Source organism: Streptomyces sp. SP18BB07 (assembly GCF_036322545.1).
In the GTDB taxonomy this organism is placed as follows: Bacteria; Actinomycetota; Actinomycetes; order Streptomycetales; family Streptomycetaceae; genus Streptomyces; species Streptomyces deccanensis.
This window is the reverse complement of the sequence record NZ_JAQYWT010000256.1, coordinates 1-19981: the sequence shown is the minus strand read 5'-3', so window position 1 is coordinate 19981 and position 19981 is coordinate 1. Positions and strand designations below refer to the sequence as shown.

The following is a 19981-nucleotide window of genomic DNA, read 5'->3' as shown; positions in this document are numbered from 1 at the left end:
CGTGAACGCGGCCTTCTCCCCGGCCCCCGCCGGTTCCCTGCTCGTCGCGACCGATCTGCGCAAGGCCTACGGGCCGACCACCGCGCTGGACGGCGCCGAGTTCTCCATCCACCCCGGCGAGGTCGTCGCCGTGATGGGCCCCTCCGGCTCCGGCAAGTCGACCCTGCTGCACTGTCTCGCCGGGATCGTGCCGCCCGACTCGGGCTCGATCACGTACAACGGCCGCGAGATGGCCTCCATGAACGACTCCCAGCGCAGCGCGCTCAGGCGCAGCGAGTTCGGGTTCGTCTTCCAGTTCGGCCAGCTCGTGCCGGAGCTGACCTGTGTGGAGAACGTGGCCCTGCCGCTCCGGCTGAACGGCGCCTCCCGCAAGGAGTCCGAGCGGACCGCCCTCGGCTGGATGGAACGCCTGGAGGTCGACGACCTCGCCCGCAAGCGTCCCGGTGAGGTCTCCGGTGGCCAGGGCCAGCGGGTCGCCGTCTCGCGGGCGCTGGTCACCGGCCCCCGGGTGCTGTTCGCGGACGAGCCCACCGGCGCGCTCGACTCCCTCAACGGCGAGCGGGTGATGGAGCTGCTCACCGAGGCCGCCCGGTCCACCAACGCCGCCGTCGTCCTGGTCACGCACGAGGCACGGGTGGCCGCGTACTCCGACCGCGAGATCGTCGTACGGGACGGGAAGTCCCGGGACATGGAGCGCGTCGTATGAGTGCCGCCGTGTTCCGCCAGTGGTACCGGGACCTGGCGATGGGGGTGCGGTTCGCCTTCACCGGGGGCCGTGAGGGGTGGGTGCGGGCCCTGCTCACCGCCGTCGGGGTGGGTCTCGGGGTGGCGCTGCTGCTGCTCACCGCGGCGGTGCCGAGCGTGCTGTCCGCGCGGGAGACCCGCGAGGAGGCCCGGCAGGACCGGGGGATCGGCTACCTCGAGCCCCAGTCCAAGCCGACCGACAAGAGTCTGGTCATCGCCGACACCGACACCGAGTACCGGCAGGAGGAGATCCGGGGGCGGCTCCTCGAACCCGAGGGCGCGGGCGCGCCGCTGCCGCCCGGGGTCGCCGAGTTCCCCGCGCCGGGCGAGATGGTCGTCTCCCCCGCCCTGTCCGACCTGCTGAAGTCCGACGCCGGGAAGCTCCTGCGCGAGCGCCTGCCGTACGACACGGTGGGCACCGTCGGGCAGGCCGGACTCATCGGTTCGACCGACCTCGTCTACTACGCGGGCGCCAAGGGGATCGCCGACCGGGTCGACGGCTCGGTGGTGGCGCGGATCGACGCGTTCGGGACGGACACCGCCGACACGCCCGAGGAGGAGGTCGACCCGATCCTGCTGCTGCTCACCCTGGTCGTCTTCGTGGTGCTGCTGATGCCGGTCGCCGTCTTCATCGCCACGGCCGTACGGTTCGGCGGCGAGCGGCGCGACCGCAGGCTGGCGGCGCTGCGGCTGGTCGGCTCCGACGGGCGGATGACCCGTCGGATCGCGGCGGGCGAGGCGTTCGCGGGCTCCCTGCTGGGGCTGGTCTTCGGTGCGGGCTTCTTCCTGCTCGGCAGGGAGGTGGCGGGCTCCGTCGAGGTGTTCGACATCAGCGTGTTCCCGAGCGACCTCAACCCCTCCCCCGGTCTGGCCCTCCTGGTCGCGCTCGTGGTGCCGGCCGCCGCCGTCCTCGTCACCCTGTTCGCGCTGCGCGGCGTCGTCATCGAGCCCCTCGGCGTGGTCCGCGCGGCCAAACCGCCGCGCCGCAGGCTCTGGTGGCGGCTGCTGCCGCCGCTCGCCGGTCTCGCCCTGCTCTACCCGATGATCGGCCAGGGCGGAGAGAACGGAAAGTTCAACGAGTACATGGTGATCGGCGGTGTCGTTCTGCTCCTGATCGGCATCACCGCGCTGCTGCCCTGGGCCGTCGAGGCGTTCGTCGCCCGGCTGGGCTCGGGCGCCGTCTCCTGGCAACTGGCCGTCCGCAGACTGCAGTTGAGCAGTGGGATGGCGGCCCGCATGGTCAACGGCGTCGCGGTGGCGGTGGCCGGTGCGATCGCCCTGCAGATGCTGTTCTCCGGCATCCAGTCCCGGTTCGAGGCACCGACCGGGCTGGACACCTCGCGGGCGCAGTTGGAGCTCGTGCTGCCGGACGACGCCCGGGTGGACGTCGTCGGCGAGAAGCTGAAGCGGGCCAGAGGCGCGCAGACCACCGCGGCACTGTCCAACGCGACCGTCTCCACCAAGGCCAAGGACCCCGAGGACTTCACCGAACTGACCGTCGGCGACTGCGCCGCGCTGCGCGAACTGGCGAGGATCTCCTCCTGCCGCGACGGCGACGTCTTCCGGATGGAGACCCCGGAGGACCCGACCGTGACGGACGTCGCCACCCCCGGGAACACGCTCTACTTCGACCCGACCTACACCGGCGACGAGCAGGGCGCCGAGATCGCCTGGAAGCTGCCGGCCGAGGTCCGCGCGGTGCCGGAGCGCGCCGACACCCTGCGGAACGGGACGGCGGGGCTGCTGGCCACCCCGGGCGCCCTGCCGGCGAAGACCACGACGGAGCTCTACGGCACGATCTACGTACGCACCGACCCCAAGGTGCCGGACGCGCTCGACGAGGTGCGCAACGCGGCCGTGGCGATCGATCCGCTGATCAGGACCTGGGAGTGGGAGACGACGAGGCGGGTGGACCAGTTCGCGGATATCCGCACCGGGCTGCTGGTCGGTGCCGCCGCCGTGCTCACCCTCATCGGCGCGAGCCTGCTCGTCTCCCAGCTGGAGCAGTTGCGCGAACGCAGGAAGTTGCTGTCGGCGCTGGTCGCCTTCGGCACCCGGCGTCGCACACTGGGCCTGTCCGTGCTGTGGCAGACGGCGATCCCGATCACCCTCGGCCTGGTCCTCGCCTCGACGGTCGGCGTGACCCTCGGCGCGGTCCTGCTGCGGATGACGAACGTGCCGGTGTCCCTCGACTGGTCCAGTGTGCTGTCCATGACGGGCATCGGCGCGGGCGTCGTCGTCCTGGTCACGGCGCTGAGCATGCCGCCGCTGATGAGGATGATGCGGCCGGAGGGGCTGCGTACGGAGTAGGCCGGTGCCGCCGCGTCCGCGCGGCGGCGTCACACTGGACCCCCGCCCACCGCTCGCCCCGGAGTGAGGACGTCATGTCGCTCGACACCCTGAGGTCCCTGATTCCGGACTACGCCAAGGACCTCCGCCGGAACCTCGACGCCGTCCTCGGTGACTCGGAGCTGTCGGCGCAGCGGTTGTGGGGCACGGTGCTGGCCACGGCGATCGCCTCGCGTTCGGCGATCGTGCTGCGCGAGCTGGCGCCGGAGGCGAGGGCGCGGCTGTCGCCCGAGGCGTACACCGCGGCGAAGTCCGCGGCTGCGGCGATGGCGTTGAGCAACGTCTTCTTCCGTACGCGGCATCTGCTCTCCGACCACGAGTACGGCGCTCTGCGGACGGGGCTGCGGATGAACGTCCTCGGCGATCCGGGCGTGGACAAGGTCGACTACGAGGTGTGGGCGCTCGCCGTGTCCGCGATCAATGGGTGCGGGGCGTGTCTGGACTCGCACGAGCGGGTGCTGCGCGGGGCCGGCGTGAGCCGGGAGATTGTGCAGGAGGCGTTCCGGGTCGCTTCGGTGGTGCAGGCGGTGGGGGTCACGGTGGAGGCGGAGGCGGTTCTCTCCGAGTCGGGCGCGTGACGCCTCGCGGCGGGTGGCCGGGAATCGCCTGAGAGCTCGGGGGGTGGGGTCGTGGGGCGGCTGCGGGTCGGAGGGGGCTGGTCGCGCAGTTCCCCGCGCCCCTGAAGGGCAGGGGCTTCGCCCACTGCCCTTCAGCGCCGGAAAACCAGTCGCCGATCGCTTCGTCGCTGGGGAAAATCAGCTCCCATGGCTTCCCTCCCCTCCCCCGCCTTCGCGCCCCGGACCTTCGAAGAACTCGTCGCCGAGGGCGATGCCGTGCCCACCGAGGGGTGGGACTTCTCGTGGTTCGAGGGGCGGGCCACGGAGGCCCGGCCGTCCTGGGGGTACGCGCGGGGGATGGCCGAGCGGCTCGGGCGGGCCTCGGCGGCGCTGGACATCCAGACCGGGGGCGGTGAGGTGCTCGCTTCCGCTCCCCGGTTTCCGCCGGTGACCGTGGCCACGGAAGGGTGGCCGCCGAACGTCGCGAAGGCGACCGCGCTGCTGCACCCCCGGGGCGCGGTGGTCGTGGCCTGTGACCAGGACGCGCCGCTGCCGTTCGCCGACGAGGCGTTCGACCTGGTCACCAGCAGGCACCCGGTGCGTGCGCACTGGTCGGAGATCGCGCGGGTGCTGCGGCCCGGCGGCACGTACTTCGCGCAGCACGTGGGGCCGAGCAGCGTCTTCGAGCTGGTCGAGCACTTCACCGGCCCGCTGCCCAAGGAGAACCGGAACGCCCGCCACCCGGACCGGGAACGCGCCGACGCCGAGGCGGCCGGCCTGGAGATCGTGGAGCGGCGGGCCGAGCGGCTGCGGATGGAGTTCCACGACATCGGCGCGGTCGTGCACTTCCTGAAGAAGGTCGTCTGGATGGTGCCCGGCTTCACCGTCGAGGCATACCTCCCCCAGCTCCGTTCCCTGCACGAGCGGATCGAGGCCGAGGGCCGCTTCGTCGCGTACAGCGCCCGCCAGCTGTTCGAGGCCCGCAGGCCGGTGACCGGCTGAGCCGGTTGTCCACATCGTTATCGCACGCGGCTTGGCTTATCCGGGTCTACTCGCGTAGGTTCAGACCAAGGTAATTCGCGTGAGCAAAGCTGCGCGGCACGGCCTCGCGCAGTGGAGGGGGCTGCGCGAAGCCGGGCACCTCGCCACCGACGTCAAGCGCGCGTTCCACCGGCGCTTCACCCGTACGGGGGCCTCGGGGCCCTTCTCCCCGGAAGTCGCACAACGGTGCGCAAACCCCACATTCCCCTCGGGATTTCTTCATTCTTCCTTGGAATCCGCCAGGATTCGGCCATGATCACCCCTCGATCACACCCTGAATGAACGGTTCCGCACTCACCCGCGCGCTGTCGTCCGACTCCGGAGAGTAGTTGTGGCACGCCGATGCACGCAGCATCACTCACGAAGGGTTATGGTGGAAACCCCCCCTCGGGCCGGTCCGTCTCCCCCCCACGGACCGGCCCGTTTTTTCTGCCCGGAAGGCGGCCCTCCGAAGAGGCCGCCGCCAGGGCCCCGGGCGGGGCCCGACCCCGCACGCCCCTTGGCGTAGTTGGCCTCCAGCCCCGGTAGGCTCTGCCAACCTAGGGGACTGCCACCGCACCGGAGGGGCTGGAAGACGTGAACCTGCGCGACACACTGCGCGGCCTGCTGGTCAGGGTCTATGCACGCAGGGTCGAGGGCCACCTCGACCACGCCCAGGTGCCCGAGCACATCGGCGTGATCGTGGACGGCAGCCGCCGCTGGGCGAAGGCCGCGGGCTCCACCACGGTGCAGGGCCACCAGGCGGGGGCCGACAAGATCGAGGAGTTCCTCGGCTGGTGCACCGAGACGGATGTGAAGGTCGTCACTCTCTGGCTGCTCTCCACCGACAACTTCAACCGGCCGAAGGAAGAGCTCGTCCCGCTGCTCGGGATCATCGAGGACACCGTCCGCTCCCTCGCCGCCGACGGCCGCTGGCGCGTGCACCACGTCGGGGCACTGGATCTGCTCTCCCCCGGGATGCAGCGCGCGCTCAAGGAGGCCGAGGAGGCCACTGCGGACGTCGACGGGATACTGGTCAACGTGGCCATCGGGTACGGCGGGCGCCAGGAGATCGCCGACGCCGTGCGGTCGATGATCCAGGACGCGCAGGACCGGGGCACCTCGATGGAGGAGCTCGCCGAGAAGGTCTCCGTGGACCTGATCGGCAGCCATCTCTACACCGTCGACCAGCCCGACCCGGATCTGGTGATCCGTACCAGCGGCGAGCAGCGGCTGTCCGGATTCATGCTCTGGCAGACCGCCCATTCCGAGTACTACTTCTGCGACGTCTTCTGGCCGGCCTTCCGGAAGGTGGACTTCCTGCGCGCCCTGCGGGACTACGCGGCGCGACACCGCCGCTACGGAGGCTGAGACTCCGCCGTTCGAGTGAGGTGCGTACCACCCTCACCGGGACAGAAGTAACGAGGAGTTCATCGGGACGCCGCCGTACCGCTTGGCATGGCGGCGCATGTTCGAGGGCATAAGCCAGTCAGGTCGACACCCGAACCACGGGTGTCGGATCTCAGCGGGCGGCTCGGGGCCGTCCGCCCGGGAGGCCCTTTGCACCAGCCCGATCGTGCGGTCACAGCACGGACGAAGCAGCGGAGGGCCGGTCACCGGCCCGTGCAACGGGGCCAACGACCGGCCCAGTTCGTTCTCGTCGCTCCCCGACCTCATCCGAGGGGGTACGTCCTTCCGTGGTGACCAGCACAAAGCGCCGTATGCCAGACCGGCGCACCTACGTTCTCGACACCAGCGTCCTGCTGGCCGACCCGAATGCTTTGAACCGCTTCGACGAGCACGAAGTCGTGCTGCCGATCGTGGTGGTCACGGAGCTGGAGGCGAAGAGGCACCATCCCGAACTCGGCTACTTCGCCCGGCAGGCCCTGCGGCTGCTCGACGAGTTCCGGGTCCGGTACGGCCGCCTGGACGCCCCCATCCCGATCGGGGACCTCGGCGGCACCGTACGGGTCGAGCTCAACCACTCGGATCCCAGCGTGCTGCCGAGCGGCTACCGCCTGGGGGACAACGACTCCCGGATCCTCGCGGTCGCCCGCAACCTGCAGGCCGAGGGCTTCGACGTCACGGTGGTGTCGAAGGACCTCCCCCTGAGGATCAAGGCGTCCTCCGTGGGCCTCCTCGCCGAGGAGTACCGCGCGGAGCTGGCCATCACGGACGCCTCCGGCTGGACCGGGATGTCCGAGCTGACCCTGTCAGGCGAACAGGTCGACATCCTCTTCGAGGAAGGCTCGATCCACGTCCCCGAGGCGAGCACGCTCCCCGTCCACACCGGTCTGACGATCCAGTCGGAGCGCGGCAAGGCGCTCGGCCGGGTGACGCCCGACGGCAACGTCCGTCTGGTGCGCGGCGACCGGGAGGCGTTCGGCATCAAGGGGCGCAGCGCCGAGCAGCGCATCGCGCTGGATCTGCTGCTCGACCCGGACGTGGGCATCCTGTCGATGGGCGGCCGGGCCGGCACCGGCAAGTCGGCGCTCGCGCTGTGCGCGGGTCTGGAAGCCGTGCTCGAACGGCGCCAGCACCAGAAGGTGATGGTCTTCCGGCCGCTGTACGCGGTGGGCGGGCAGGAGCTCGGCTATCTGCCCGGTTCCGAGTCCGAGAAGATGAGCCCCTGGGCGCAGGCGGTCTTCGACACCCTCTCCGCGGTCACCAGCCGCGAGGTCATCGAGGAGGTCACCGCCCGCGGCATGCTGGAGGTTCTGCCGCTGACGCACATCCGCGGCCGTTCCCTGCACGACGCGTTCGTGATCGTGGACGAGGCACAGTCCCTGGAGCGGAACGTCCTGTTGACCGTTCTGTCCCGGATCGGGGCGAATTCGCGGGTCGTTCTGACGCATGATGTCGCCCAGCGTGACAACCTGCGCGTCGGTCGCTACGACGGTGTCGTCGCCGTGGTGGAGAAGCTGAAGGGTCATCCTCTCTTCGCCCACGTCACGTTGACGAGGTCCGAACGGTCCCAGATCGCGGCCCTTGTGACCGAAATGCTGGAGGACGGGCAGATTTAACCCCGACACCATGGGTTCGGCCCCAATTCCCGGGCGCCGTCCGGCAAAAGGCTCAGCAGCCTAGCCGGGCGGCGCCTCGGCGTGTGGGCGTTTCCTGGAATCTCCAGCGTCAAACGAGGTGTGAGCTTTCACACTCACCACTGAATTGCCTCCCGGTGTCGGGTTACGGCAGAGTCTCATTCCTGTCAGGCCCCGCATACGACACACCTGTACCCCCAGCGGTACGGAACAACAGCACCACCAGGTCAACTCCACAGCGTCGTCGTATGCCGCCCGAGCACCACGCGGCGCTCCCGCAAGGGAGTTGCCCACCGGGCCCGCGCCTCCGTGACCCCGCAGTTGGGAGGCCAGCGTCAGGGGCACGATTGCGTCCGCCAGGGTCACCGAGGCGGGCGATGCTGGAAGGAAACCGTGTGAGCCGGATTTCGGTCCGGGGATTCGCAGTGGCCTCGGCCACCGCGGTCACCGCAGTCGGCAGTGTCGTCGGAGTTGCCTCGGGCAGCACCGCCCAGACGACCATTGACGACGCCGAGGCGGTCGCGAACGACACCACGTTGCTCGCCGACATACCCGTGGGCCAGCAGGCCCAGGTACAGACCGCGTCCCTGACTGCTCAGGCCGACGCCCAGGCCATCGCCGCCGACGCGAGCGCCCGCAAGGACGCCGAGGAGACCGCCCGTAAGAAGGCGGCCCAGGACGCGATCGACAAGCAGAAGGCGGCGGAGAAGGCCGAGCAGGAGCGCAAGGCGAAGGAAGCGGCGGCGGCAGAGGCCGAGTCGAAGTCCGCCGCCGCCGGCTCGCTCGGTGACATCCCCGCGCAGAGCTCGTACACCGTCGCCGAGATCCAGGCGATGGCGAAGGCGGTCGTGGCCAGCGACCAGTGGACGTGCTTCAGCAACATCGTGAACCACGAGTCCACCTGGAACTACAAGGCCGTCAACCCCTCCTCGGGTGCCTACGGTCTCTTCCAGGCGCTGCCCGGCTCCAAGATGTCGTCCGCCGGTTCCGACTGGCAGACCAACCCGGCCACGCAGATCAAGTGGGGCCTGAACTACATGGAATCGCGCTACGGCAGCCCGTGCGAGGCCTGGTCGTTCTGGCAGGCCAACCACTGGTACTAGGCCGATCGGCGACGGGATGACGACCACTCGCCGCTCAACCCTGCGAAGCCCTCCACCGTCCTTTGGTGGGGGGCTTCGGGCATGTACGGTCGAAGCCCCCGAGAGGAATCGCGGCCTCCGGGAGGAGTGGTGACCCACAGGAGCGACGGGGGAAGAGGACGGATGATGTCGCGAGTTCCAGGGTGGCTCGGCCGGCTCGGCGCCGGACTGAGCGGGTGGGGCGAGCGGTTGGAGCGACGCCGGGCGGAGATGGAGGCGGAGTCGACGTCGGAGCCGGGGTCGCGGTCGGAGTCTGGGTCGCGGTCGGAGTCGGGGGCGAAGGGCTCGTCCGGCCCGGGTGCCTCCGAGGAGCGCCAGGGGGATTTGCCCGCCGGGGCGGGCGGCTCTTCGGGTTCCGAGGGATCTGCGGGCTCTGCGGGATCTGCCGGTTCTCAGAGTCGGGCGGCCGCTCCCGTTCTCTACAGCCGTCCGGATCCCGCGTCGGCGGTGCCCTGGGGGATGCGGGTGGCGGCCGAGGCCGGATGGCGGCTGCTCGTGCTCGCGGGCACCGTCTGGGTGTTGATGCGGGTCATCAGCTCGGTACGGCTGCTGGTGCTGTCGTTCACCGCCGCGCTGCTCGTCACCGCCGTGCTCCAGCCGACCGTGGCACGGCTGACCCGGCTCGGCGTACCGCGCGGCCTCGCCACGGCGCTGACCGCCGCCCTCGGCTTCATCGTCATGGGACTGATCGGCTGGTTCGTCACCTGGCAGGTCATGGAGAACATCGACGACCTCTCCGACCAGATCCAGGACGGCATCGACGAGTTGCAGCGCTGGCTGCTCGCCAGCCCGTTCCACGTCACCGAGAACCAGATCAACGACATCGCCAAGAACCTCCGCGAGGCGATCAGCGACAACACGGACACGATCACCTCGGCGGGACTGGAGGGCGTGACCGTCATCGTCGAGGCGCTCACCGGCATCCTCCTGACGATGTTCTCCACGCTGTTCCTCCTGTACGACGGCAAGAAAATCTGGCAGTGGGCCCTGAAACTGGTGCCCACGGCGGCCCGGCCGGGTGTCGCCGACGCGGGGCCGCGCGCCTGGCGGACCTTGACGGCGTACGTGCGCGGCACGGTGGTCGTGGCGCTGATCGACGCGATCTTCATCGGCCTGGGGATCTACTTCCTGGACGTGCCGATGGCGGTCCCGCTGGCCGTGTTCATCTTCCTGTTCTCCTTCATCCCGCTGGTCGGTGCGGTCGTCTCCGGCGCGCTGGCGGTGGTGGTGGCCCTGGTGACCCAGGGCGTGTTCACGGCCGTCATGACCTTGGTCGTGGTGCTCGCCGTGCAGCAGATCGAGGGGCACATCCTCCAGCCGTTCATCCTCGGCCGGGCCGTCCGGGTGCATCCCCTGGCCGTGGTGCTGGCGGTCGCCGCCGGTGGCATGGTCGCGGGGATCGGGGGCGCGGTGGTGGCCGTGCCCCTGGTCGCGGTCACCAACACGGTGGTGGGGTCGCTACGGGCGTACGCGGACGAGCACGGGCGGGGCGGCGTGCACGACAGCGCCTAGCGGGTGCGTTCGTGGCGGAGGAGGACCACTCCGTTGCCGAAGGTGCGGGTCTCGACCAGGCGCAGGGCGGTTGGGGCCGCCGTGTCGGCCGCCGGGAAGAGTCGCTTGCCGGCTCCCAGGAGCACGGGGTGGACGTAGACGCGGTACTCGTCGACCAGGTCGTGGCGCATGAACTCGGCCGCCAGTTCGGCGCCGCCCACGACCAGGTCACCGCCCTCCTGTGCCTTGAGCGCCTCGATGTCCCGTGCGACGACCTCCCTGACGATCGTCGTGTGCCGGTCCCCGTGGCGCAGGGTGCGGGAGTAGACCAGCTTCGGCTTGTTGCGCCAGATCTCGGCGAAGTCGGCGACAGGGCGCGGGGTGTCGGGGTCCCGGTCGGCCGTGGGCCAGTAGGCGTCCATCAGCTCGTAGGTGACGCGGCCTTCGAGGAAGACGCCCATGTCCCTGAGGACGTCGTTGAAGTGCGTGTGCAGTTCGTCGTCGACCAGGTGCCAGTCGATCTCGCGGTTCGGGCCCTCCATGTAGCCGTCGAGGGACACGGACATCATCAGGACGAGCTTGCGCATGGGGGCCTCTCGGGTGTCGGGGCTGTCTCGGGTGTCTCGGCTTGTGAGGGAGAGGATCGCTCGTGCGGGGGCGGGTCGCACGGACGTGGGTCCCGGCGGGGAAACCGGTCGCCCGTGTCGGCGTACCAGCCTAGGGCGCTTCGGACGGGCGTTCGAGTGAGCCGAGAGTGGGGGAATCGGGCTCAAAGCCACTGGGGCGGGCCGCGCGGGACGACGACGAGGCTGCGGTCCGGGCCCTTCTCGGCGGCGGAGCACGGCCGTAGCGCGCTCGACTTCGCGGAGGAGGGTGCCGAGCGGCACCCGGACCACGCGGATGGCGGTGGAGGAGCATCCGGCCGTCCTCGGGCTCGTCGTCCGGGGGCTGGTGCGGCAGGTCGGCTTCGCCGACGGTGCCCGGGGCATCCTGCGGTACGCCGTTCGTCCGCACCCCGACGTCCGCACGGCGGTCGCCTACGCCGTGGAGGTCTCCCCGGCCCGGAGGACCGCGAGGCCGCCCGTACGGCCCTGGAGGCCCTGGAGGCCCTGGAGGCCCTGGAGGCCCTGGGGGTGCTGGGGGTGCTGGGGGTGCTGCTCGCCCTGGCTCGCGACCCGTACGTTGCCCTTCCGCGCCGAGCAGGTCCTCGTACGGCGGTATCTCGACGAGCCGGGTGAGACCCGGTTCCACGCGCGTGCGTACGGGATTCGTTGCCGGAGTGAGTGCGGTGGCGGGTCGCGTCGGGTCAGCTCTCGTCGCCGGTGTCCGTGCTGGTGTCCGATGCGGTCTCGGGGTCGGCTGTGGTGCGGGGGAAGGAGACCTCGACGCGGCGGTTCTTCTTACGGCCCTCCTCCGAGGAGTTGTCGGCGATCGGGTAGTCCTCGCTGTAGCCGCGTACCTCGAAGGTGACGTTGCCGCCCAGGTCGGCCGCGAGGAGGTCGTGGACGGCCTCGGCGCGTTTCTTGGAGAGGGTCAGGCCGTGGGCGTACGAGCCGAGGTTGTCCGTGAAGCCGAAGACGCGGACCGTGCCCGCGCTCTGCTTCTTGATCTCCTCCGCGATCGTCTGGATGCGGGAGCGGGCCTGCGGGTTGAGTTTCGCGCTGTCCTTCGGGAAGAGGACCTCCGCCTGGAGTGCGAACGTCACGTTCTCGTTGGTGTCCTCGCGGCGTTCCTCGCCGCCGAGGTCCTCCACGACCGACTTGATGTCCAGGACCTTGGCGGGGGCGAGCGTGGCCCCCTGGGCGAGCTTGAGGCCCGGGCTGTTCGCGTCGACCTCCGGGGGTGGGGACGTGGTGACGGTGCCGGGGGGTTCGCTGGGGTCGTCGGCGACGGCGGTCTGGGAGGGCACCGCGAGGGTGAGGGCGGCCAGGACCGCCAGGGCCGCGGTGAGCCGTGGGGTGAGGACGGTCATGGTCACTCGTCCCCGGAGAGTTCGATGGTGGCGGGGGGCATGGCGCCGACCTGGAAGTCTACGGAGGTGGTGCCTTCGGGAGGGGCGGGGAACTGGGCGAACCAGTCGGTGGTCGCGCCGGTCCCGACGCCGCCGGTGAACCTCGTGCACAGGCAACGCCCTTCCGTGTCACGGAGGACGAGGTACTTCTTCTTGCCGGTCTGGTCGACCAGGTTCGCGCCCGCGATCGAGCCGCCGTTCTTGACCAGTTCGCTCTCGTCGCCGCGCCACTCCGCGCCGACCCATGGCTTGCCGGTGCCGTTGGTGACTGTGCCCTCGACCGTGACGAAACCACCACCGTCACGCACGGCCGAAGTGACCTTGAGCGTCAGGCCGCCGGCCTTGACCTCGGCCAGGACCGACTCCGTGGTGGGGGCATCGGACTCCTTCTCGTCGTCCTGTCCACTGTCCTTGGACGGCGTCGACGATGACTTCGTGTCAGACGCCTTGTCGTCGTCCCCGCCTCCACCACAGCCGGCCACCGTGAGAACCAGCCCGGCGGCGATCGTCACCGTGGACAGAGCCGTGCGGCCCTTCATGGTGTACCGGAACTTCATGAACACAGCTTCCTCTCACTGGGCCAGACGCACAGAGAACATCACAGACGCGTCGGGAAGGTCGTCCGGATCGAAATCTCCGGGGTCGATGTCCACGGGTACGCCGTCACAGTCCAGCGTGACGGGCTTGGTGGGGTTGGCGCTCACGTCGAAGTCGCAGCGCGGTTGGATGACAGCGACCGCCCGCGCCGTGGCCGTCATGTCCTCGGTACCGGGAATGATCGAATCGCCCACGGTGTAGTCCGTCACCACGTCGACCTGGAATCCTGGGTCGCCGCCCACTTCAGTGGGCTGGGCTCCGCCTTGGAGTGTCGAGTCGTTCTGCGCGGCCAGTTCCGCCGCCGCGGTGGTGGCATCTCCCCCGTTGGGGAGGCCTCCGGACAGGTCGATCCAGTCCAACCAGTCGACATCGCCCGCGCCGATGGCGTCCCCCAGGTCCAGCAACAGTTCGTCTCGCGCCTGCTGTGCCGCTGCCAACGCCGCAGCGTCCGCCGCAGACTGGGCACCGCTGCGGGCGGACGCGGCTTGAGCAAACGCGAAGAAGGCCAACGCCGTGAAGAGCAGGATGGCCGTCAGCCAGATGTAGAGGGGAAGGGTGGACCCACGGTCGTCGAACCGCCGTGGGGGGTTCAGCCGCCGATGACGTTGCTCACGGCCGCCAGGATGGCGCCTGAGATCAACCCGTCCAGCCCCAGGCCGTCGATCATCACGAAGATTCCCGCGACGATGATCATGATGCCCGCGTACTCCACGAATCCCGCGCCCGCGTCCCGGTCTTTGCCTCGCATGCGGGTGGTGACCGTGGTCCACCAGGTCTCGAAACGGTGTTTCACCTTCATGGCGGTTGCCTTCCCGCGCGATACCGACACCAACCGGATCACCGTACGTGAGACGGCACGTACGGGGGGTGGGTCCGGGGGCCCAACTTTTGTCGGGGGGTGGGGTCATCGGGGCCACCCGCCCAGGGTGGTGCCCAGCCAGTGGGCTATCGCTTCGCTGCGGGTCGAGCTGTGCAGTTTCGCGAAGATGCGGTTGATGTGGTTCTTGACCGTCTTCTCGCTGATGAAGCAGGCGGCGGCGATCTGACGGTTGTTCATGCCGGACGCGATGAGGTCCATCACCTCCACCTCCCTTGAACTCAGGCCGAAGGACGGGCGGTTGACACGGTCGAAGGCGGGGCGGTGCAGAGTGGTCGCGCGGGTCGGGCCAGGCTTTGACGACTGTGCCACAGATGGTTGCAGGTGCGAAGTGTGATCGTGACTTTCGTGTGAAGGTTCGTAGGAAACGCCGAGTGAAGTTGAGACAGTCGCAGAGATGGCCGGGCGCCCCTCCCGCACACCCCGTACCGCCGTGATGAGTTCGGGAGCCGTGAACTCGCCGTGGACCAGGTAGCCGGAGGCGCCACGGCGCAGGGCCTCGGTCACCACCTCGGGCTCCGTGCTGTAGGTCAGCATCATCACGGGGCAGAGGGCGGCCAGTTCGGGGAGCGCGGTGAGGCCGTCCGTGCCCGGCATGCGGACGTCGAGGAGGGCGACGTCCGGGCGGTGCCGGCGTGCTTCGCGCACCGCCTCCTCGCCGTTCGTGGCCTGGGCCACCACCGTGATGTCGGGATGCGCGCCCAGCAGGGCCGTGAGGCCGGCGCGGACCACGGGGTTGTCGTCCGCGACGAGTACGCGGAGGGGTGGGCCGGGGCGTGCCTGCGGTTGGTCAGGCATGTGCGGCCTCCTGTCGGGGGGTGAGGGGCGGGGGGTCGCAGGCGGGCAGCGGGAGGGTCAGCGTTACCTCCGTGCCCGGGGCCGTCGTGCGGAGGTGGAGCGTCGCGTTCGTGCGGGCCGCTCGTTCTGCCATGCCCAGGAGACCGAAGTGGCCGGATCTTTGCGCTTCTTCGAGGGTGAACGTGGGCGGCAGGCCCACGCCGTCGTCCTTGATCGTGAGGTGGAGCGTGTCCGGTGTGGTCGTCAGGGAGACCTCCGCCGTGGTCGCATGGGCGTGGCGGTGGATGTTCTCCAGGGCCTCCGAGGTGATCGCGAGGAGGTGGTGGGTCGTTTCGGGTGGGAGGGGTGGGGGTTCCTCGCCGGGGTGGGTCACGTGGGTGGGGATCGAGGTGCGGGACTCGAAGTCCTTCGCCCTCGCCGTCAGTTCGGCCGTGAGGTCGGTGGGTGGGGCGTGCGCCGTCAGGTCGGTGTGGCGGCGTAGGTCCGTGAGGAGGTCGCGGGATTCGGCGGCGGCTCGGCGGGCCGCCGACGCGACGAGGCCGGCCTGTTGTCTGAGGTGGGCCGGGTCCGGGGTGGGGTGGTCCGCCGAGGTCGCCAGGGCGTCGGCGGCTAGGGCGAGGCCGTGGAGGGTCTTGGCCACCGAATCGTGGAGGTCGCGGGCCAGGCGGGCGCGCTCGGACTCCACGGCCTCCGCGACGGCCAGGCGGGAGGTGGCTTCGGAGAGCGCCTGGGTGGCCGTACCGAAGCGGAACATCAGGTTGCGGAGGGTGACGCCGATGATGCCGGCGGCGACGCAGACGCCGGCGATGAGGAGGGTGTTGGCGCCCGCGCCGGGGCGGTGTTCCCAAGCGCGGTGGACGGTGAGGAGGACGGCGAGCTGGAGGCCGGTGAGGACGCCGGCGCCGCGCCAGCCGTAGAGGAGGCCGGAGAGGAGGGGGGTGCAGACCGTGGCGTAGGCGAGGGGGGAGGCCGGGGAGGCGGTGAGCAGGAGGACCGCGCCGAAGAGGAGGTCCAGGGCCATGAGGGTGGGGTGGGCGAGGAGGCGGGGGGCGAAGCGGTACCAGTCCCTGAGCATGGCGTACGAGACGGTGATGCCGAGGACGGCGGCGATGAGTACGGCGTGGGTCGGGGGGCCGTTCGTGGTGTTGGCCATGGCGAACGGGGTGCCGATGGTGAGGGTGGTGAGGCGGACGGCGAAGGTTTGGCGGGCGAGGGCCTGGAGGGCGTTGAGTTGCAGGCGGAGGGTGGCGGGGGGTGTGGCGTCGTCCGCGAGGTAGCCGGTGGGGGGTGGGGGGCCGTCGCCGGGGCTGGGCGGGGGTGGGTTCCGCTGCTCGGCGGTGACGAGGCGCCGCCTGGGGTTCAGGGGGTTCATCAGCGGCCCAGGATTTCGCCGAAGTTGGTGCCCGAGCCCAGGAACATGCCCGTGGCGATGAGGATCATCGTGGCCGGGAGCATGAAGACGAGGGTGACGAGGGTGGCCTTGGGGATGGTGCGGGCGGCTCGGCGGCGGGCGTTCTGCGCGTCGGTGCGGCGCATGTCGGCGGCCAGTTGGATCAGGGTCTCGGCGATGGGAGAGCCGAGTTCCTCACCCTGTTGGAGCGCCGAGACGAACTGGGCCACCTGTTCGGAGGAGTTGCGCCTGCGGAGTTCGTCGAAGGCCTGGCGGCGGCTGACGCCCATGTCCATCTGGCGGAGCGTGATGCGCAGTTCGTCGGCCCAGGGGCCCTCGTACTTCTCCGCCACCCGGTCGAGGGCCTGGCGGAACCCCAGGCCCGCCGAGACGACCACGGCCAGGACGTCCAGGAAGTCCGGCAGCGTGCGGTCGATGACGTCCTTGCGCTCGCGGATGGCCTGCCAGATCGCCGCGTCGGCGGCGAGGAGACCGAAGGCGAAGGTGAACGCGGCGAACAGGGGGCGCCCGCTGGTGAGGAAGACGAGGCCCATGAAGGTGCCGAAGAAGCCGTAGACGGCCCGGCGGGCGGCGTAGCGGTTGAGGGTGAGGCCGCCGGGGTTCCCCGCCATGTCGATGCGGTGGCGTTTGGCCTCGACCCGGCGCGGGCCCATGAGGCGCAGGACCAGCGGGGCGAAGCGCATACCCAGGCGGTCGACGGCCGAGCCGGTCTTGGAGACGCGGGTGGCGCCCACCTCCAGGGCGAGAGCCAGGTCGCTCGGGAGTTTCGCGTCGGCGCGGATCATGCGGATGCCGAGGATCACACCCGCCACGGAGATCGCCGTCAGGAGGGCCAGCAGGAGGGGGAGGAAGGGGGGCGTCGCGGTCGTCGCCGCCGCCGAGGTCGTCAACGTCGACGTCGTCCCCGCCGAGGTCGTGAGTGTCGACGTCGTGAGTGTCGACGTCGTCAGCACCGAGATCGTCATGTCGGTCATCAGGGCCTTCTCATACTTCGATCTTGCCGAGGCGGCGGATGACGAAGAAGCCGACCGTGTAGAGGCCGATCGAGATCAGGACCAGGAGCTGGCCGACGGGTGAGCCGGTCACCCGGGCCAGGGCCCCGTCGTTCGAGGAGTTGATCAGGAGGAGGGAGCCGAGGCCGAGGAGGGGGACGGTGAAGGCCGTCGCGTTGACCTCGGAGAGCATCGTGCGGACCTCGCGGCGGGTCTCCTTCCGGTCCTCCAGGGTCTGGGTGAGGTTGCGGAGGGAACTGACCACCGTGCCGCCCGCCTTGTTGGACAGGACGAGGGTGGTGACGAGGACGATCAGTTCGCGGGAGGGGAGGCGTTCGGCGAGCTCGCCGAGGGCGTCGTCCACCGAGCGGCCGAGCGCCAACTGGTCGGCGACGCGGGCCAGTTCCTCCCCGGCGGGGGCCTCCAGTTCCTCCGCCGCCATCGCCAGGGCCGTACGCAGGGCCAGTCCCGCGGCGGTGGCGTTGGCCAGGAGGCGGGCCACGTCGGGGAGTTGATTGATGAAGGCCTCGATGCGTTTCTGGCGCTGCCAGTTGAGGAAGATGGCGGCCGCCCACACGCCCACGGCGCCCGCGATCGGGCCGAAGAAGGGGGCCAGGGTGGCGGCGGCGATCAGCCACAGCGCCACGACGACCAGGGCGACGTAGGTGGCGAACTCCCCCGCCGTGAGGTCCAGTCCGGTCGTGGTCAGCCGGAGGTGGATGGCGCGGCCCAGTCGGGTGCGGCGCAGACGGCGGTCGACGGCCGTGAAGCGCCGTACCCGGCCCGCCGCCGTGCGGAGGGGGCCGCCCTGGTGGCCCGCGAGACGGTCGACGAGGGCCTGCCGCTGGGCGCGGCCGGAGGCGTACGCGTGCGCGCCCGCGACGGCGAGGGTGCCGCCCAGGACGGTGGCGCCGAGGGCCAGCAGGGTGGTGGTGTCGGTGGTCGCCATGGTCGGTCCTACCTCCTCGGGGCTCTCGGCTATCCGATGGCCTGGCGGGTGTTGAGCGGGTCGATGGCCTCGGACACGTTGTACGCGGGGGGCAGCGGCTCGTTGGCCACGTACAGCTTCTCCGCGACGGGGCGGGGTATCGGCAGGTGCTCGAAGCGGCCGTGGACGACCCGGTCGGCGCCGAGGGGGTCCGGGGCGAAGCGGGAGACGGTGGCGATCCGGAACTGTTCGCGGCCGTGCGAGACGAGCAGCGCGATCTCGGTGACCTTGCGGGAGCCGTCGGCGAAGCGGGTGAGCTGGACGACCACGTCCACCGCCGAGTTGATCTGGTCCTTGAGGGCCTCGAAGGGGATGAGGACCTCGGACATCGAGCCGAGGGTCTGGAGCCGCATGAGGGCGTCCTCAGCGGAGTTGGCGTGGACCGTGGCGAGGGAGCCGTCGTGGCCGGTCGACATGGCCTGGAGCATGTCGAGGGTCTCACCGCCGCGGACCTCACCGACGATGATGCGGTCGGGGCGCATCCGGAGGGAGTTGCGGACCAGGTCGCGGATGGTGATCTGGCCCTTGCCCTCGATGTTGGGGGGCCTCGACTCCAGGCGGATGACGTGCTCCTGCTGGAGCTGGAGTTCGGCGGAGTCCTCGATGGTGATGATGCGTTCGCGGGGTGGGATCAGGCCGGAGAGGGCGTTGAGCAGGGTCGTCTTTCCGGTGCCTGTACCGCCGCTGACGATCACGTTGAAGCGGGCCCGGACGAAGGCGGCGAGCAGCATCAGCATCTGCTCGTCGAGGGAGCCCAGGTCGATGAGTTCCGGGAGGGTGTACGCCCTCGGGAAGCGGCGGATCGTGAGGGTCGGGCCGGTGAGGGCGAGCGGGGGGATGATCACGTTGACGCGCTCGCCGGTGGGGAGGCGGGCGTCGACCATGGGGTTCGATTCGTCTACGCGTCGGTTGACCGTGGAGACGATGCGTTCGATCGTCTGCATCAGTTGGTCGGTCGAGGCGAAGCGGAGGGGGAGCTGTTCCACGCGGCCGGCTCGTTCCACGAAGATCGAGTCGGGGCCGTTGACCATGATCTCCGTGATCGAGGCGTCGGCGAGGAGGGGTTCGAGGACGCCGAGGCCCAGGGCCTCGTCGACGACCCTGCGGATGAGCCCGGAGCGTTCGCCCGTGGAGAGGACCGGGCCCTCTCGGCTGATGATGTGGCCGAGTACGCGTTCCAGGCGGGCCCTGCGGTCGGCTGCGGTCAGGGCCGACATCTCGGCGAGGTCGATCTCTTCGAGGAGCTTGGCGCGGTAGACGGCCACGAGGTGTCCGTCCTCGCGTCCGGCTCCCCCCTCGTCGGGGGCGGCGATACGGGATCGCAGGCTCATCTTCTCGTCAACTCCTCTCGGAGGGTGGGGGGTGTGTCTTGGGCCGGGGCGGGTGGGGGTGGGGGTGGGGGTGCGGGTGGGGGTGGGTCAGGGGTCCTGGTCGTTCGGCATGGTGGCCGAGCGTTCCACCGGGACCGGGTCGAAGAGGGGGATCACTGAGGGGACGGTGACGACGACCGTGGCGGTGGTGGTGTCCGTGCCGCCTCCTCCGGGGTCGACCGAGGGGTTCAGCCACGCGCTCGCCGCGGCTGCGCCTGCGGCCGCGCCGGTTCCGGGGTGCAGTGACTCGGCGCGGGCGGCGGCCCGTGCTGCCGAGCCGGCCTGGCTGATGCCGTAGCCGATCAGGCCGAGCTGGATCGCCGCCATGCCGACCAGGAGCAGGATCGGGAGGAAGCCGGCGAACTCCAGGATGGAGGAGCCTCGGTCGTTCCAGCGGTGGGTGGGGCGTCGTTCCGGGGGTGGGGGGTTCGCCCTGGCGCGGTGGGTGGGTCGGGGGCGCGCCGGGGGGTGTCCGTCCTCGGAACGGCGCGGAATCGGTCGGCTGTGAAGTCGGACCTGTTGACGCGCCAACCGCTGCGGGCGGACACCCCCCGACACGCCCCCTTCTCGCCGTACGCGGCTCACCCGACGTC

Annotated in this window: 19 protein-coding genes; 8 read left to right on the top strand and 11 right to left on the bottom strand. The window is 70.4% G+C overall.

The annotated features are described in order from the left end of the window. Position 1: 1 nt before the first annotated feature. From PUR53_RS10215 to PUR53_RS10180, 8 genes are all read left to right on the top strand, one after another. Entirely contained in the window at positions 2 to 706 is a 705-nt protein-coding gene (locus tag PUR53_RS10215; protein WP_239760517.1) for an ABC transporter ATP-binding protein, read from the top strand. Beyond that, positions 703 to 3054: an ABC transporter permease gene (locus tag PUR53_RS10210; RefSeq protein WP_329908065.1), complete on the top strand. Its 2352-nt coding sequence runs from the start codon at positions 703 to 705 to the stop codon at positions 3052 to 3054. The genes PUR53_RS10215 and PUR53_RS10210 overlap by 4 nt, the downstream gene beginning before the upstream one ends. Before the next feature lie 74 nt (positions 3055 to 3128). Next, on the top strand, positions 3129 to 3671 hold the full coding sequence (locus PUR53_RS10205) for a carboxymuconolactone decarboxylase family protein (RefSeq protein ID WP_329898189.1): 543 nt from the start codon (positions 3129 to 3131) through the stop codon (positions 3669 to 3671). Positions 3672 to 3857: 186 nt separating this feature from the next. Continuing rightward, complete coding sequence (locus PUR53_RS10200; RefSeq protein WP_329908063.1) at positions 3858 to 4652, top strand: class I SAM-dependent methyltransferase; 795 nt, start codon at positions 3858 to 3860, stop codon at positions 4650 to 4652. 615 nt (positions 4653 to 5267) lie between these two features. Continuing rightward, positions 5268 to 6041, top strand: coding sequence for an isoprenyl transferase (locus PUR53_RS10195; protein ID WP_329898187.1), 774 nt, complete (start codon positions 5268 to 5270; stop codon positions 6039 to 6041). A 326-nt stretch (positions 6042 to 6367) separates the two neighbouring features. Then, positions 6368 to 7693, top strand: coding sequence for a PhoH family protein (locus PUR53_RS10190; RefSeq protein ID WP_329898186.1), 1326 nt, complete (start codon positions 6368 to 6370; stop codon positions 7691 to 7693). Positions 7694 to 8088: 395 nt separating this feature from the next. Further along, the gene (locus PUR53_RS10185) at positions 8089 to 8814 is read left to right on the top strand and encodes a transglycosylase SLT domain-containing protein (protein WP_329898185.1); all 726 of its coding nucleotides are present in this window, start codon (positions 8089 to 8091) and stop codon (positions 8812 to 8814) included. Positions 8815 to 8979: 165 nt separating this feature from the next. Further along, the gene (locus tag PUR53_RS10180; protein WP_329908127.1) at positions 8980 to 10365 is read left to right on the top strand and encodes an AI-2E family transporter; all 1386 of its coding nucleotides are present in this window, start codon (positions 8980 to 8982) and stop codon (positions 10363 to 10365) included. Here PUR53_RS10180 and PUR53_RS10175 read toward each other — a convergent pair. From PUR53_RS10175 to PUR53_RS48115, 11 genes are all read right to left on the bottom strand, one after another. Then, entirely contained in the window at positions 10362 to 10931 is a 570-nt protein-coding gene (locus PUR53_RS10175; protein ID WP_329898183.1) for a dihydrofolate reductase family protein, read from the bottom strand. The two genes, PUR53_RS10180 and PUR53_RS10175, sit on opposite strands and share 4 nt — an antisense overlap. 719 nt (positions 10932 to 11650) lie before the next feature. Then, complete coding sequence (locus tag PUR53_RS10170) at positions 11651 to 12316, bottom strand: OmpA family protein (protein ID WP_329908062.1); 666 nt, start codon at positions 12314 to 12316, stop codon at positions 11651 to 11653. A 2-nt stretch (positions 12317 to 12318) separates the two neighbouring features. Beyond that, entirely contained in the window at positions 12319 to 12912 is a 594-nt protein-coding gene (locus tag PUR53_RS10165; RefSeq protein WP_329908060.1) for a hypothetical protein, read from the bottom strand. Between the two features lie 15 nt (positions 12913 to 12927). After that, positions 12928 to 13545: a pilus assembly protein TadG-related protein gene (locus PUR53_RS10160; RefSeq protein WP_329908126.1), complete on the bottom strand. Its 618-nt coding sequence runs from the start codon at positions 13543 to 13545 to the stop codon at positions 12928 to 12930. Next, a complete protein-coding gene (locus tag PUR53_RS10155; RefSeq protein WP_093791705.1) occupies positions 13542 to 13751 on the bottom strand; it encodes a hypothetical protein in 210 nt (69 codons plus the stop codon). The genes PUR53_RS10160 and PUR53_RS10155 overlap by 4 nt, the downstream gene beginning before the upstream one ends. Before the next feature lie 105 nt (positions 13752 to 13856). Continuing rightward, entirely contained in the window at positions 13857 to 14627 is a 771-nt protein-coding gene (locus PUR53_RS10150) for a response regulator transcription factor (protein ID WP_329898180.1), read from the bottom strand. Next, complete coding sequence (locus tag PUR53_RS10145; protein WP_329908059.1) at positions 14620 to 15999, bottom strand: sensor histidine kinase; 1380 nt, start codon at positions 15997 to 15999, stop codon at positions 14620 to 14622. Before PUR53_RS10145 ends, PUR53_RS10150 begins: the two co-directional genes overlap by 8 nt. Further along, the gene (locus tag PUR53_RS10140; protein ID WP_443078178.1) at positions 15999 to 16928 is read right to left on the bottom strand and encodes a DUF5936 domain-containing protein; all 930 of its coding nucleotides are present in this window, start codon (positions 16926 to 16928) and stop codon (positions 15999 to 16001) included. The genes PUR53_RS10145 and PUR53_RS10140 overlap by 1 nt, the downstream gene beginning before the upstream one ends. Positions 16929 to 17022: 94 nt before the next feature. Continuing rightward, entirely contained in the window at positions 17023 to 17979 is a 957-nt protein-coding gene (locus PUR53_RS10135) for a type II secretion system F family protein (RefSeq protein ID WP_329898177.1), read from the bottom strand. Between the two features lie 29 nt (positions 17980 to 18008). After that, positions 18009 to 19349 carry a CpaF family protein gene (locus PUR53_RS10130; RefSeq protein ID WP_329898176.1) on the bottom strand — a complete coding sequence of 447 codons (1341 nt, stop codon included), beginning with the start codon at positions 19347 to 19349 and terminating at the stop codon, positions 18009 to 18011. 87 nt (positions 19350 to 19436) lie between these two features. Further along, the coding region (locus tag PUR53_RS48115) for a TadE family protein (protein ID WP_443080279.1) at positions 19437 to 19981 on the bottom strand (545 nt) is incomplete at its 5' end.